At 66.8% G+C, this 13,589-nt stretch carries 14 protein-coding genes; 7 read left to right on the top strand and 7 right to left on the bottom strand.

Annotated elements, in window-relative coordinates:
- The first annotated feature begins 113 nt into the window (after positions 1–113).
- The 4 genes from aceA to QR64_RS12925 all read left to right on the top strand — a co-directional run bounded on the left by aceA (position 114) and on the right by QR64_RS12925 (position 6,012).
- Positions 114–1,403 carry an isocitrate lyase gene (aceA, locus tag QR64_RS12940; RefSeq protein ID WP_006553580.1) on the top strand — a complete coding sequence of 430 codons (1,290 nt, stop codon included), beginning with the start codon at positions 114–116 and terminating at the stop codon, positions 1,401–1,403.
- A 168-nt stretch (positions 1,404–1,571) separates the two neighbouring features.
- Positions 1,572–2,468, top strand: a complete 897-nt coding sequence (locus QR64_RS12935) for a 3-hydroxybutyryl-CoA dehydrogenase (RefSeq protein WP_006553579.1) — start codon at positions 1,572–1,574, stop codon at positions 2,466–2,468.
- Between the two features lie 105 nt (positions 2,469–2,573).
- Positions 2,574–4,874 (top strand): 5-methyltetrahydropteroyltriglutamate--homocysteine S-methyltransferase, encoded by a 2,301-nt coding sequence (gene metE, locus QR64_RS12930; protein ID WP_039585646.1) that lies wholly within the window; start codon positions 2,574–2,576, stop codon positions 4,872–4,874.
- A 79-nt stretch (positions 4,875–4,953) separates the two neighbouring features.
- The gene (locus tag QR64_RS12925; RefSeq protein WP_039585432.1) at positions 4,954–6,012 is read left to right on the top strand and encodes an NAD(P)-dependent alcohol dehydrogenase; all 1,059 of its coding nucleotides are present in this window, start codon (positions 4,954–4,956) and stop codon (positions 6,010–6,012) included.
- Between the two features lie 43 nt (positions 6,013–6,055).
- On the opposite strand, the gene QR64_RS12920 is transcribed toward QR64_RS12925, so the two are convergent.
- Both QR64_RS12920 and QR64_RS12915 read right to left on the bottom strand, forming a co-directional pair.
- Positions 6,056–6,838 carry a SigB/SigF/SigG family RNA polymerase sigma factor gene (locus tag QR64_RS12920; RefSeq protein ID WP_006553576.1) on the bottom strand — a complete coding sequence of 261 codons (783 nt, stop codon included), beginning with the start codon at positions 6,836–6,838 and terminating at the stop codon, positions 6,056–6,058.
- Positions 6,835–7,254 carry an anti-sigma factor gene (locus QR64_RS12915; RefSeq protein WP_006553575.1) on the bottom strand — a complete coding sequence of 140 codons (420 nt, stop codon included), beginning with the start codon at positions 7,252–7,254 and terminating at the stop codon, positions 6,835–6,837. Before QR64_RS12915 ends, QR64_RS12920 begins: the two co-directional genes overlap by 4 nt.
- A gap of 308 nt (positions 7,255–7,562) precedes the next feature.
- On the opposite strand from QR64_RS12915, the gene QR64_RS12910 reads away from it, so the two are divergent.
- The gene (locus QR64_RS12910) at positions 7,563–8,006 is read left to right on the top strand and encodes an STAS domain-containing protein (RefSeq protein WP_006553574.1); all 444 of its coding nucleotides are present in this window, start codon (positions 7,563–7,565) and stop codon (positions 8,004–8,006) included.
- Positions 8,007–8,193: 187 nt separating this feature from the next.
- Positions 8,194–8,685, top strand: coding sequence for a hypothetical protein (locus QR64_RS12905; protein ID WP_006553573.1), 492 nt, complete (start codon positions 8,194–8,196; stop codon positions 8,683–8,685).
- Positions 8,686–8,717: 32 nt separating this feature from the next.
- On the opposite strand, the gene QR64_RS12900 is transcribed toward QR64_RS12905, so the two are convergent.
- Together QR64_RS12900 and QR64_RS12895 are read right to left on the bottom strand one after the other, a co-directional pair.
- Positions 8,718–9,971 carry a glycosyltransferase gene (locus QR64_RS12900; protein ID WP_039585431.1) on the bottom strand — a complete coding sequence of 418 codons (1,254 nt, stop codon included), beginning with the start codon at positions 9,969–9,971 and terminating at the stop codon, positions 8,718–8,720.
- Between the two features lie 138 nt (positions 9,972–10,109).
- Positions 10,110–10,466, bottom strand: coding sequence for a hypothetical protein (locus tag QR64_RS12895; RefSeq protein ID WP_019291150.1), 357 nt, complete (start codon positions 10,464–10,466; stop codon positions 10,110–10,112).
- Positions 10,467–10,915: 449 nt separating this feature from the next.
- Between QR64_RS12895 and QR64_RS12890 the strand changes: the two genes are divergently transcribed.
- The gene (locus QR64_RS12890) at positions 10,916–11,113 is read left to right on the top strand and encodes a hypothetical protein (protein WP_019291151.1); all 198 of its coding nucleotides are present in this window, start codon (positions 10,916–10,918) and stop codon (positions 11,111–11,113) included.
- A gap of 80 nt (positions 11,114–11,193) precedes the next feature.
- Here the strand turns inward: QR64_RS12890 and QR64_RS12885 are convergent, their stop codons facing one another.
- The 3 genes from QR64_RS12885 to QR64_RS12880 all read right to left on the bottom strand — a co-directional run bounded on the left by QR64_RS12885 (position 11,194) and on the right by QR64_RS12880 (position 13,589).
- Positions 11,194–12,636 (bottom strand): trehalose-6-phosphate synthase, encoded by a 1,443-nt coding sequence (locus tag QR64_RS12885; RefSeq protein WP_006553569.1) that lies wholly within the window; start codon positions 12,634–12,636, stop codon positions 11,194–11,196.
- Between the two features lie 139 nt (positions 12,637–12,775).
- Positions 12,776–12,922: a hypothetical protein gene (locus QR64_RS27180; RefSeq protein WP_019291152.1), complete on the bottom strand. Its 147-nt coding sequence runs from the start codon at positions 12,920–12,922 to the stop codon at positions 12,776–12,778.
- A gap of 100 nt (positions 12,923–13,022) precedes the next feature.
- Positions 13,023–13,589, bottom strand: a complete 567-nt coding sequence (locus QR64_RS12880) for a type 1 glutamine amidotransferase domain-containing protein (RefSeq protein WP_006553568.1) — start codon at positions 13,587–13,589, stop codon at positions 13,023–13,025.

Genomic DNA, 13,589 nt, shown 5'->3' with positions numbered 1-13,589 from the left:
TTTGGACTGTGTCATTGTCGTTCTTGTACATCCGAACGGCACGCAAAGGATGTGAAGTCGTACACGCGTACTGCTTCATCCCGAGCGGGGCAGATCTAGAGAGTGGAGATTTGATGTCGACCACCGGCACCCCGAGGACTGCAGAAGAGATCCAGAAGGATTGGGACACCAATCCGCGCTGGAAGGGGATCACCCGCAACTACACCGCCGAGCAGGTCGCCAAGCTGCAGGGCAACGTCGTCGAGGAAGCCACCCTCGCTCGCCGCGGTTCCGAGATCCTGTGGGACCTCGTCAACAACGAGGACTACATCAACTCGCTCGGCGCCCTCACCGGTAACCAGGCGGTCCAGCAGGTCCGCGCCGGCCTGAAGGCCATCTACCTCTCCGGTTGGCAGGTCGCCGGCGACGCCAACCTGTCCGGCCACACCTACCCGGACCAGTCGCTGTACCCGGCGAACTCGGTTCCGCAGGTCGTCCGCCGTATCAACAACGCGCTGCTGCGCGCCGACGAGATCGCCAAGGTCGAGGGCGACACTTCCGTCGACAACTGGCTCGCTCCGATCGTCGCCGACGGTGAGGCCGGCTTCGGTGGCGCCCTCAACGTCTACGAGCTGCAGAAGGCCATGATCGCGGCCGGCGTCGCCGGTTCCCACTGGGAGGACCAGCTCGCGTCGGAGAAGAAGTGCGGTCACCTCGGTGGCAAGGTGCTCATCCCCACGCAGCAGCACATCCGCACCCTGACCTCGGCTCGCCTCGCGGCCGACGTCGCGGACGTCCCGACCGTGGTCATCGCCCGCACCGACGCCGAGGCCGCGACCCTCATCACCTCCGATGTCGACGAGCGTGACCGCCCGTTCATCACCGGTGAGCGCACCGCCGAGGGCTTCTACCACGTCAAGAACGGCATCGAGCCCTGCATCGCCCGTGCGAAGGCCTACGCTCCGTACTCCGACCTCATCTGGATGGAGACCGGTGTTCCGGACCTCGAGGTCGCCAAGAAGTTCGCCGAGGGCGTCCGCAGCGAGTTCCCGGACCAGCTGCTGGCCTACAACTGCTCGCCGTCCTTCAACTGGAAGGCTCACCTGGACGACGCGACCATCGCGAAGTTCCAGAAGGAGCTCGGCGCGATGGGCTTCAAGTTCCAGTTCATCACCCTCGCCGGCTTCCACTCGCTCAACTACGGCATGTTCGACCTGGCGCACGGCTACGCCCGCGAGGGCATGACGGCCTTCGTCGACCTGCAGGAGCGCGAGTTCAAGGCGGCCAAGGAGCGCGGCTTCACCGCCATCAAGCACCAGCGTGAGGTCGGTGCCGGCTACTTCGACACCATCGCCACCACCGTCGATCCCAACACCTCCACGGCTGCCCTGAAGGGCTCCACCGAGGAAGGCCAGTTCCACTAGGAACCAGCGCCACCCCGAGGTCCACCACCCCGCGGCGGGATCCACAGGTCCCCATGTCCTGCCGCGGGGTGCGTGCGTATCCGGAGCAGTTCGAAACGCGCGCACCCGACGGGTCCTCGCTTGTACTTCCGGCCTCGGCCACGACCCCCACAACGAGAAGGAGCTGACGTGACCAGCGAAAAGATTCAGCGCGTCGGCGTGATCGGCGCCGGCATCATGGGCGCAGGTATCGCCGAGGTGTGCGCACGCGCTCATGTCGACGTACTGGTGTTCGAGCAGACCCGCGAACTCGCGGCTGCCGGACGTGCCCGGATCCTCCGGTCGCTGGACCGGGGCGTGAGCAGCGGAAAGATCACCGAACGGGAGCGTGAGCAGGCCGCATGGCGTCTGCGCTTCACCTCCGATCTCGGTGACTTCGCCGATCGGCAGCTCGTGGTGGAGGCCGTCGTCGAGGACGAGAAGGTCAAGAGCGAGATCCTCGCGGAGCTCGACAAGATCGTCACCGATCCCAACGCGGTGCTCGCCTCGAACACCTCGTCGATCCCGATCATGAAGCTCGGTATCGCGACCGGTGCGCCCGAGCGTGTCATCGGCATGCACTTCTTCAACCCTGTTCCGGTGCTCCCGCTCGTCGAGCTCGTCACCACCCTGAAGACCGGCCCCACCGTCGCCGAGCGCGCCGAGGCGTTCGCAGCCGACGTACTGGGCAAGCAGGTCGTGCGGTCCTCCGACCGTGCAGGTTTCATCGCCAACGCACTGCTGGTGCCGTACCTGCTCTCGGCGATCCGGATGGTCGAGTCCGGCTTCGCCACCAAGGAGGACATCGACAAGACGATGGTCCTGGGTTGCGCCCACCCGATGGGTCCGCTCGCCCTGACCGACCTGGTCGGTCTGGACACCGTCAAGTCGATCGCCGACTCCATGTACGAGGAGTTCAAAGAGCCCCTGTACTCGGCCCCGCCGCTGCTGCAGCGCATGGTCGAGGCGGGACTCGTCGGCAAGAAGTCGGGCGCCGGCTTCTACGAGTACGCCGACAACGGTCGCACGGTCAAGAAGGCCGGCTAGCCAGGTAGCACCACCGCACACGGCGCCCGTGCCCGGCGACAGTGTTCCGAACACTGGTCACCGGTGCACGGGCGCGACGTGCATGAGGGAAAGGTCGACGCCGACATGGCAACTCTCGCCGACGGATACGGATCGAGCATCCTCGGGTACCCGCGCATCGGGCCCCGCCGCGAGCTCAAGTTCGCCCTCGAGGCCTACTGGCACGGTGAGGGCACGCGCGACGAACTTGTCGCGGTCGCTCGCGAGCTCCAGGAGAACACCTGGCGCGAGCTCGCAGCCACGGGTCTGACCCAGGTACCCGGCAACACGTTCTCTTACTACGATCACGTCCTGGACAACGCGCTGTTGTTCGGCGCGCTGCCCGAGCGGTTCCGTCCACTGGCCGATGAGCTCGACCCGCTCGATCTGTACTTCACGCTGTGCCGTGGCCGCGAGGACTTCCCGCCGCTCGAGCTGGTGCGCTGGTTCGGCAGCAACTACCACTACCGCCAGCCCGAACTCGACGAGAACACCGTCTTCGAGCTGAATTCGGCGGCCGTACTCGACGAGTTCGAGCGTGCGAAGGCCGAGGGTATCGAGCTGCGGCCGGTGGTGCTCGGCCCGGTCTCGCTGCTGCTGCTGTCGAAGATCGCACCGACGTCGACGAAGGAGGGTTTCCGCACCCTCGACCTGCTCGACGCGCTGCTCCCCGAATACGAGAAGCTCTTCGAGCAGCTCGCCCGTGCCGGTGCCACCTGCGTGCAGCTCGACGAGCCGTCGTTCACCGAGGACCGCAGCGAGGAGGAGCTCGCAGCCCTCGCGCGTACCTACGACGCGCTCTCGCACGCTCCGCTGCGTCCGCGTCTGCTCGTGACCGGCCCGTACGGGCATCTCGGTGAGGCACTGCCGATCCTGGCCGCGTCGAAAATCGAGGCGATCGGCCTGGACCTGGTCAACGGCCGCATGAGCGCGGACGAACTGGCCGCAGTGCCCGGACTCAAGCGCAAGCGCATCTACGCCGGTGTCGTCGACGGCCGCAACGTGTGGAAGGTCGACCGCCACCGCACCCTCGACTACCTGAAGTCGCTCGCCGCGGTCGCACCGGATCTCGTCGTGTCGACCTCGTCCTCGCTGCTGCACGTGCCCTACGACCTGCTCGTCGAGTACGACATCCCCGGCGACGTCGCCGACCGTCTCGCGTTCGCGAAGCAGAAGGTGGGGGAGGTGGTCTCCCTTGCCAAGGCGCTCACGACCGGAGCCGAGGAGCGGTGGCGCAAGCCGCCCGTGTCGGTGCACTTCAAGCAGAAGCACACCGTCCGTGCACGTCTGAACGCGGTCACGCCCGCCCATCGGGTGCGCGCGCCGTACGAGGAGCGCCGCGCCGCGCAGCAGAAGCGACTGGATCTGCCGCCGGTGCCGGTGACAACCCTGGGGTCGTTCCCGCAGACCGCGGAGATCCGCAGGGCACGAGCGGAACTCGGTCGTGGCCGGATGTCGTACGGCGAGTACGTCAAGCGGATCCAGGAGGAGATCGAGTCCACCATCCGTCTGCAGGAGGACATCGGTCTCGACGTCCTCGCCCACGGCGAGCACGAACGCAACGACATGGTGCAGTACTTCGCCGAGCTGATGGAGGGCTTTGCCACCACGCACTTCGGCTGGGTGCAGGCCTACGGTTCGCGCTGCACGCGTCCGCCGATCCTCTACGGCGACATCGTGCGGCCGAAGCCGATGACGGTCGAGTGGATCTCGTTCGCGCAGTCGCTGACCGACAAGCCGGTCAAGGGCATGCTCACCGGTCCGGTGACGATGCTGGCGCGTTCCTACGTGCGTCAGGATCAGCCGCTCCACGAGACGGCCGACCAGCTCGCGCTGGCCATCCGCGACGAGATCGCCGATCTCGAGCGGGCGGGCATCGCGATCATCCAGGTCGACGAACCGGCCATCCGGGAACTGTTGCCGCTGCGGCAGGACGGGCGCTCCGAGTACCTCGACTGGGCCGTCGACGCCTTCCGTCTCGCCACCGGTGGCGCGAAGCCGGAGACGCAGATCCACACGCACCTGACCTATTCGGGTCAGGTGTCGGTGGTCGACGCGATCGAGCGGCTCGACGCCGACGTCACGGCGATCGTGGCGACACGCTCGATCCGCTGGGTGCTCGAGGCGATCAAGGACCGCGCGCTGTCCCACGGTGTCGGTCCCGGTGTCTACGAGTCCCGCTCGGCCCGGATCCCGGACATCGACGAGCTCGACGAGTTGCTCAGCGAGGCGGCGGAATCGGTGGAACTCGACCGCTTGTGGGCCAATCCGGACGGTGGTCTCAAGACCCGTCACCACTGGCAGCTCGAGCCGTCGCTGCGCAACCTCGTCGCTGCGGCGCGACGACTGCGCCGCCGGGCGACACACCGGTCCGAACAGGCCGGATAGTCGAACCGTCTCCACGACGTGCACCTGCGGGAGTCCCCCGCGGGTGCACGTCGTCGCGAGGCGGAGTAGTTGTGGAGGAATGACGTCCACAACCGGTACGACCACCGTCGCCGCATACGCCGCCACCGCGCCCGACGCGCCCCTGTCGAAGACCACCGTCGAACGACGTGCCCTCGGCCCGCTCGACGTGCTCATCGCCATCGAATTCGCCGGCATCTGCCATTCCGACATCCACACCGCCCGGAACGAGTGGGGCGGAACCAAGTACCCGATCGTGCCGGGCCACGAGATCGTCGGCACCGTCGCCGCCGTCGGTTCCGGTGTCACGAAGCACGCCGTCGGAGACCGCGTCGGCGTGGGTTGCTTCGTGAACTCCTGTGGTGAATGTGAGCCCTGCCGAACAGGATTCGAGCAGCACTGCACCAGTCGGGTGACGGGAACCTACAACTCCGTCGACCGCGACGGCTCCGTCACCCAGGGCGGCTACTCGACACACATCGTCGTCACCGAACACTTCGTCCTGAGGATTCCCGACGGACTCGACCCGGCCGCCGCGGCGCCTCTGCTGTGCGCGGGAATTACCCTGTACTCGCCGCTGAAGCGGTGGAATGCCGGGCCGGGGAGCAAGGTCGCGATCATCGGCATGGGCGGTCTCGGGCATGTCGGAGTGAAGATCGCGGCAGCGATGGGTGCGGAGGTGACCGTGCTCGGTCACTCGCTGTCGAAGCGGGACGACGGCCTGCGCTTCGGTGCGGTCGACTACCGGTCCACCGAGGACGAGTCGACCTTCAAGGAGTTGCGCGGGAAGTTCGATCTGATCCTCAACACCGTCTCGGTCAACCTCGACCTCGACCGCTACCTGTCGTTGCTGCGGCTGCACGGCACCCTCGTCGGCCTCGGCCTGCCCGAGAAGCCGCTGTCGGTGCGGGCGTTCTCGCTCGCGATGAACGATCGTGCGATGGCCGGATCGAATGTCGGCGGAATCCCCGACACGCAGGCGATGCTCGACTTCTGCGCAGAGCACGGCATCGGTGCGGAGATCGAGCTGATCTCCGCGGACCGTATCAACGAGGCATACGACCGTGTGGTCGCCAGTGATGTGCGCTATCGCTTCGTGATCGACGCCTCGACGTTCTGACCGCGTCGACGTCCCGGGCACGGGAGCCCGGGACGTCGACCCGTCAGAAGTTGTCGCCGAGCTGATCGCGGAGCTGCGCGAGGGTCTTCGTGAGCAGACGCGACACGTGCATCTGCGAGACACCCACGCGCTCGGCGATCTGCGTCTGCGTCATGTTGCCGAAGAAGCGCAGCAGCACGACCGTGCGTTCGCGGGCCGGAAGGGCCTCGAGCAGCGGACGCAGCGCCTCGTGGTTCTCGACCTCGTCGAGCGCGGCGTCGTAGTCGCCGAGCGTGTCGGCGAGGGTGAGCCCGTCGTCGCCGGACGGGGACGACCGGTCGACCGACACGGTCTGGTAGGCGTTGCCGGCCACGAGACCCTGCAGCACCTCCTCCTGATCGATGCCGAGTACCTCGGCGAGCTCGGAGGCGGTGGGTGCACGTCCGAGCTGCTGGGAGAGCTCGGACGTGGCCTTGCTCAGGGACAGATGCAGTTCCTTCATGCGTCGCGGCACACGAACCGCCCAGCCGGCGTCACGGAAGTGCCGGCGCACCTCGCCCATGATCGTGGGGACCGCGAAGGAGACGAAATCCGAACCGCGTTCGGGGTCGAAACGGTCGACCGCGTTGACCAGGCCCAGGCGCGCGACCTGCAGCAGATCTTCGAAGGCCTCACCACGGCCGTCGAAGCGCCGGGCGATGTGCTCGGCGAGCGGCAGGCACCGCTCGACCACTGCGTCGCGGATGCGGATGCGACCGGGGTCGCCCTCCTCGAGTGCGAGGAGTGTTCTCAACGTTTCGGTGACGTCGGCGTACTCGTCGCTCGACCTACCCGTGTTGCGCGTCACCGATCGGCGCTGCCTTCGGCGATGGACATGTCGATCGTGGCGCGCGAGTCGTCGCTCGTCACCGAGATGGACTCGGTCAGCGAGTTGAGCACGTGCCATCCGAAGGAGCGCGGCTGCCCGATCTCGGAGGCGTCGTTCGTGGGCGCCGACAGGCTGATGTGCAGCAGCGGGAGAGCCGCCCGGAACGAGCACGCCAGGATCGCGTCCTCGGGTGCGCCCATGATCAGCCGCGTGGCCGCTTCGTCGACGGCGAGCTTCACATCCGCAACGGTATCGAGGTCGAAGTCGTGCTGCAGCGCGATCGCGGCGGCTACCGCTCGGAGCACTGCGAGCTGGTCGGGATGGGCCTCTACTCGAAGTTCGACTACCGGGGGATTGTGGTCGCGTGCCGATTCGATCGACGCGGATTTTGCCATGAGCCTGATGTCTCCAGTACGGGGAGTGGGGGTACGAGCGGGTCGTGTCTGTCTGGTCGTCGGAGAGATTACCCAGATACCGCGAATTCAATCCATCCACCGTGACCTGGGCAGGGGGCCGCAACATTCCCGAAATGCACGATCGGCGTGTTGAGTGCCCGTGGTTCGTGGACTACTGTGGCGGCAGAAGGTTGAGCACACAGCCGAGAACACGGAAGCACCCCTGTTTCGGGAGGGTTCCGATCGGTCACCGGTTGTGCCTGTCTCATAGGTCGTGCTTCCTGCAATTTTCGATGTTGGGAAGTGCTATGACAGTTCCTCAGCGAATTGCCGCACAGGTAGATTCCGTCCCATCCGGGTGGTCGGCTCGGCCGATCAGGTCCGACATTCCCGCAGAACGGGTCGTCGGCGCAGAATTCAGCGCGCAGAAGATCGAACCGGACCTCGTCTGGATCGACGTGCGAGGCGAGATCGACATCCGCAACGCACACGCTCTACACGCGTTCACCCATCGGCAGCTCGAAGAATCGATCCGTATGGTCGTCGATCTCGGAGCAGTCGAATTCTTCGGTGCGGCCGGGTTGTCGGTCTTCGACGATCTCGACGAACGTGCGCGTGCCCTGAACGTCCGCTGGGCACTTCTGAGTGGGCGACCGGTGGAACGGTTGCTCCGGGTCGCCGACGCGACCATCGCTTCCAAGGCATGCAGAACACGTGAAGCAGCGCTTGCTGCGCTCGCTCGCGTGAAGTAACAGGCCGGGAGAGCCGACCATACGGCGTGGCCGCAATCCGCCACGCCCCTCCATACCGTTGCCGTTCGGGTTTCCCGGGCGGCAACGGTTCTGTTCGGAGGGCATCTCCGATCCGCCGCTCGGCCCGAGGTGCCCGTTTCGTCACTTCGACCCGGGGGAACCCGCTGGTGAACCCGAGGAGGTCGAGATGAGCACGAACGACTGGATTCTGCTGGTGATAGCGGTGGTCGTCGCGTTGGTGGTAGTGGCGGTGCTGGGGTGGACGCTCCGCAACCGGCGTGCCGAGCGCCGGCGTGCCGAAGCCGAACGTCTGCGTCGCAGCGTCGAGGAGAACAGGCCGGGAGTCGAACAGCGGGCGGCGTCGGCCGAACGCACCGAAGCGGAGGCCCGTCGCGCCGCGGCGGACGCCGAAGCGAAGGCGGCCGAGGCGGAGCGGCTGCGCGCCCGCTCCGAGGAGGAACGTCGTACCGCCGAAGCGGCACGAGCCGAACTCGACGAGCGTCGTCGCCGGGCGGAAGAGCTGGATCCCCGTTCGGCGGAACACGCCGAGCGCGGTGATCACCGCGCGGATCCGGTTCCGCGGACGGCAGGTTCGTCGGATCAGGTCCCGAACACCGTGCCGGGCGACGAGGCCGGCCCAGCGGGCGCACACCGGAACGATCAGGACTTCCGTCGCTGATCGTTCCGGCGTCTGTAGAGGTTCGACGGGCGCTACTGCACGCCGGTCCGTGCGGTCCGGTGTGCAGTACGCCGGACCGGCACGCAGCGTTCGTAGGAGCGAAGGGTGTCCTCCGCCACGCGATCCCAGGTGTACCGGGCGAGAACGCGGTCGCGTCCGGCGATACCGAAGGTGGCGCGTGTCGTCGCATCGGAGAGAAGCCGGCGCGCGGCGGCCGCGACGGCCTCGGGGGAGCGGGTGGGCACGAGAAGGCCGGTCGCCTCGTCGAGCACGGTGTCGAGCATTCCACCGGAAGCAGTTGCGATGACCGGGCGACCGCACGACATCGCCTGCAGGGCGAGCATCCCCGACGGATCGTGCCAGGGAGTGGAGACCACGGCGTCGGCGGACAGGAGCAGACCGGGCATCTCGTCCCGCCCGACATCGCGGCGGATCCGGACGCGTCCCTGCACACCGCGTACGCGTGCGAGCTTCACGAGACGGGACTTCTCCTGCTCGTCCGCTCGGCGCGACAAGTACGGGGGAGCGGGATGCGCGGCGATGATCAACTCGGTGTCGGGAATGCCCGCCAGCGCTTCGATGGCGATGTCGAATCCGGAGCCCAGTTCGAGAGGGCCGGCTGCGAGCAGACGATGCTTGCGGGTCCTCGTGGTGTCGGGAGCGGCAGCGGTGCTGTAGTGCACGGCGTCCACGCCGCTCGGCACCACCGTGGTCCGCGTGCGGGGAAGTCCCATGCGCGCCAGCTCGAACACCTCGTCGGAACTCGTCGCGATCATGCGTGTCGCGCCCCGGGCGATGAGCCGCTCCAAGCGGATTCGGTCACGCGCGGACGCGTCCATCGCAGTCTTCTCCCGGATCCGGTGCTCGACCGTGCCGAGGGAGTGGAAGGTCTGAACCGTGGGGATGCCCAGCGAACGGGTGGCGAGCTGCGTGGCCAGTCCGGACAGCCAGTAGTGGGCGTGGGTGATGTCCGGTGGCCGCTGGCGCCACTCCCGATCCAGGAAGCTCCCGAATTCCCCCATCGCAGAGGCGGTTTCGTCGGGACGCAGCGGGGACGGTGGTCCTGCCGGTACCTGCACCACCTCGTATCCACCGGGGGCGGAGATCCGGTCGGGGTCGTCGCGGTCCTCGCGGCGTGTGTAGACCACCACCTCGTGACCGGCCCCGGCGAGGGCGGACGACAGTTCGGCCAGGTGGACGTGAAGTCCTTGCGGCGGCGCATCTGCGTGCGCGCCGTGACCGAGCAGGGGATTCACTTGTCCGGCAACCATCGCGATCTTCACCACAGCGGTATTCCCGTGTGTGGTGGGGGATAAACCGGTCACGGCGCGCCGGTACGAACCGAAATACGCTGCTGCCCCACCTGTTCGTTCGTGTGGGGTCGGTGGCTCGGGCCGCACCGGGCCGGGACGACCGGTCCCGGATCAGATGATGGCGCGGGCGGAGATGGTGGCGTAGACGACCATCAGCACCAGCAGTACCCATCCCGCACCCTGCCAGATCGGCCAACGACCGCCGCGCTTCCACGTGCGGTAGGCCGTCAGCAGTGCGCCGAGTCCGCCGAGCAGGAGCACGAGTGTGGGTCCGAAGACCAGGATCTGGCGGGCGGGATCGGTGCACACCGCGAATGCGGCGTCGCTGCAGTCCTGTCCGGAGTTCGTGCCCCAGAGAATGGCGACGCCCATCACCACGAGCGCAGCGACGATCACGCCCCCCGCGTACATCGTGGCCTTACGGGCCGTCCGGGGGTCGTTCCAGCGTTTCTCCACATCCTGGGTCATGGCTCTCCTTCTCGTGGCCGAACGGTGCACGCGCGATGGCGGCGCACGCGCGCAACGGCCGGCGTGACTCGCTCTCCGAGTACCCCCGGCCAGGTCGCCCAATCCGGATGTGCGGTGGTCGCCCCACGAGAGGTGGGGTGAGCCGGGCGTCAGGCGCGCTGGTGCACGGTCATGAAGACGTGGTCGAAGGGGCTCCGATGCTGTTCGGCGAGGGCCGGCAAGGACGTGATCTCGTGTACGAGTCGTTCGGCCAGTGCCCGCAGTTCGACGTCCGTCTCCTGCGAGCGCCAGGCGCCGCCGGACCCGGATTCATCCCCGCCCGATCCGACCTTGGAGAGTTTTGTCCGTTAGGGCCGGATCAGGGCGCTCGGTGCGTTTGTTCGGTTTCCCCCTCGGGTATTGCTACCCGGCCGGACGGTCCGGCATATGAGACGGATCGAGGTGAGGTCGTGCGATTGGTGAGTCTCGTGGTCCTGATCTGGTTGATCATCGGTGCGGTGGCGGCCGGTCAGCGCGGCTACTTCAGCGACTCGGACCAGAATTGCAGCAGTCTCGCGACGGTGGCAGTTACGGTGGTGGCCGGGCCGCTCAACTACGCGGGCGTCAATCCCCAGGTCGAGTGCGAGGTGCCGCAGCCGAGCGGGTAGGTCCGCATTCCTTCGGGTCTGTCGCTGTTCGANGAGCGTGCGGGTCCTCTTCCGACAGATGTCGGAGAGGACCCGCACGCCTAGCTTCCGGAGGCGGTGACGTGCGCACCCGAGGTGGCCCGCAGGTCCTCGAGGAAGGTGCGCGACCAGCGGGCGACGTCGTACTCCATGACGTGCGCGTGCATGGTCTTCATGCGCTTCTTCCGTTCGGCCGGGTCCTCCTCTATCGCTTCCACGATCGCGCGCTTGACGCCTTCGAGATCGTGTGGGTTGACCAGAAGAGCGCGGCGGAGTTCGGCTGCCGCCCCGGCGAATTCGCTGAGCACCAACGAACCGCTGCCGTCGGGGTGGCAGGCGATGTATTCCTTGGCGACGAGGTTCATGCCGTCGCGCAGGGGAGTGACCAGCATGACATCGGCACCGGTGTACATCGCGAGCAGTTCGTCGCGGTCGACCGAGGCATGGAGGTAGTGGACGACGGGGGAACCGAGCCGGGCGAACTCGCCGTTGATCCGACCCACTTCGCGCTCCACCTGGTCGCGGAGTTGTGCGTACGCCGTCAAACGCTCGCGGCTCGGCGTGGCCAACTGCACCATCACGACCTTCTCGGGATCGAGGGTGCCTTCGGCGAACAGCTCGTGCAGGGCCTCGAGACGTACGTCGATCCCCTTGGTGTAGTCGAGCCGGTCGACGCCGAGCAGCATGACCTCCGGATCGCCCAGGTCCCTGCGGATCTCGGCGGCACGCTCCTGAACGGCGGTGTCGCGGGAACGTTCCCGGAGCTGCGCGGAGTCGATGGAGATGGGGTAGGCACCGACACGAACCTGCCGGTCGCCGAGAACGATGGTGCCGCCCGACGAGGTCCCGCGCGGTGCCGGAAGTCCGAAGAGCCGGTTGGCGAGATAGAGGAAGTTCTGTGCCCCGCCGGGGAGATGGAAACCGACGAGATCGGCGCCGAGCAGACCGTCGACGATCGCCTTCCGCCACGGCAACTGCAGGAACAGTTCGGTAGGCGGGAAGGGGATGTGGAGGAAGAAACCGATCGTGACGTCGGGCCGGAGTTCACGCAACATCCGGGGAACGAGCTGGAGCTGGTAGTCGTGCACCCACACCGTCGCCCCGGGGGCAGCGGCACGGGCCGCGGCCTCGGCGAATCGCTGATTGACCGCGCGATAGGTCCGCCACCACCGGCGATCGAAAGTGGGTGGGATGAGCGCGTCGTGGTAGAGCGGCCACAGAGTGTCGTTCGAGAAACCCTCGTAGTACTCCTCGACCTCCTGGGAGGACAACTCAACCGGATACAGCGAGAGCCCGTCCTCCTCGAAGGGATCGACCGTCACGTCGGGAGTGCCGGGCCAGCCGACCCAGGCGCCACTGTTGGACCTCAGGACGGTCTCCATCGCGGTCACCAGGCCACCGGGGCTGCGTCGCCAGACCGGCGGGCCACCGTCGGTCGGCGTCTCGAGATCCACCGGCAAACGGTTGGCGACCACGACGAAATCGTCGGAGTTCGGTTCGTTCATAATCCCGCCTTCGTGCAACTGCCTTACGGCGAACCAATCCCACATGTTCGAAATCGACTACTTCTTGTTATCAAGGCGGGTAGGGGGCCGCAAACTGCGTGCACCGCTGCGGGCCTTCGACCAGCAGTTCTCCGGAAAATCAGCTTTCGCTCGGCAGGGGAGCAGCCGGGTTGTCGAACATTTCGTCGATACGCTTCTTGATCTCCGCGGTACTGAATCGCACGCCCTGGTGGAGGGCTGCGGGCGGGAAGAAGGTGGCGCCGGAAACGGGGCTCTGCTCGAGCATCGTCGAGGTCCTTTCGGAAAACAGGCGGAGATGGACCGGGACCTTTGTGGTCGCGGTCGGTGAAGTGACGAGGATCGGCCTGCGTCGTGGCCCGAACGATTCAGCTCGCGGGGTTCGCCGCGAAGAGATCTATGAGTGCCTTGCAGAATGCCGGCAGGTCGCCGGGGTTGCGGCTCGAGACCAGGTTGCGATCGACGACCACCTCTTGATCGACGACGTTTCCGCCGGCGTTGCGGATGTCGGTACGAACGCTCGGATACGACGTGAGGGTGCGGTCGCGCACCACGTCGGCCTCGACGAGCATCCACGGTCCGTGGCAGATCACGCCGACCGGGCGCCCGGAGGTGACGAACTCCCGCACGAACGACACGGCCTTGTCGTCCTGGCGCAGCTGATCGGGATTCGTGGTTCCACCGGGAAGCACCAGGCCGTCGAAGTCGCCGGGGGAGACCTCCGAGACGAGGTGATCGACGGTGTATTTCCCTGCGGCGTTGACGTCCTTCTCCATTGCCTGGATCTCGCCCTGCTCGATCGAGACGAGTCGGACCGTGGCGCCCTCGTCCTCGAGAGCTTTACGCGGCTCGACGAACTCGACCTCCTCGACTCCGTTCGTCGCGAGAATTGCGATGGTCAGTCCGGACAGTCGTGCCCCATCGGCGGAATTCAT

Origin of the sequence: Rhodococcus sp. Chr-9 (assembly GCF_000801125.1) — a bacterium.
Classification (GTDB): domain Bacteria; phylum Actinomycetota; class Actinomycetes; order Mycobacteriales; family Mycobacteriaceae; genus Rhodococcus; species Rhodococcus pyridinivorans.
This window is presented reverse-complemented; position numbering and strand designations above follow the sequence as displayed.

What these genes read in the sequence shown, in the direction of transcription:
- aceA (WP_006553580.1), top strand. Translation starts at nt 114, where the DNA reads ATGTCGACCACCGGCACCCCGAGGACTGCAGAAGAGATCCAGAAGGAT.
- metE (WP_039585646.1), top strand. Translation starts at nt 2,574, where the DNA reads ATGGCAACTCTCGCCGACGGATACGGATCGAGCATCCTCGGGTACCCG.
- QR64_RS12925 (WP_039585432.1), top strand. Translation starts at nt 4,954, where the DNA reads ATGACGTCCACAACCGGTACGACCACCGTCGCCGCATACGCCGCCACC.
- QR64_RS12915 (WP_006553575.1), bottom strand. Translation starts at nt 7,254, where the DNA reads ATGGCAAAATCCGCGTCGATCGAATCGGCACGCGACCACAATCCCCCG.
- QR64_RS12910 (WP_006553574.1), top strand. Translation starts at nt 7,563, where the DNA reads ATGACAGTTCCTCAGCGAATTGCCGCACAGGTAGATTCCGTCCCATCC.
- QR64_RS12905 (WP_006553573.1), top strand. Translation starts at nt 8,194, where the DNA reads ATGAGCACGAACGACTGGATTCTGCTGGTGATAGCGGTGGTCGTCGCG.
- QR64_RS12895 (WP_019291150.1), bottom strand. Translation starts at nt 10,466, where the DNA reads ATGACCCAGGATGTGGAGAAACGCTGGAACGACCCCCGGACGGCCCGT.
- QR64_RS12885 (WP_006553569.1), bottom strand. Translation starts at nt 12,636, where the DNA reads ATGAACGAACCGAACTCCGACGATTTCGTCGTGGTCGCCAACCGTTTG.
- QR64_RS27180 (WP_019291152.1), bottom strand. Translation starts at nt 12,922, where the DNA reads ATGCTCGAGCAGAGCCCCGTTTCCGGCGCCACCTTCTTCCCGCCCGCA.
- QR64_RS12880 (WP_006553568.1), bottom strand. Translation starts at nt 13,589, where the DNA reads ATGAATTCCGCCGATGGGGCACGACTGTCCGGACTGACCATCGCAATT.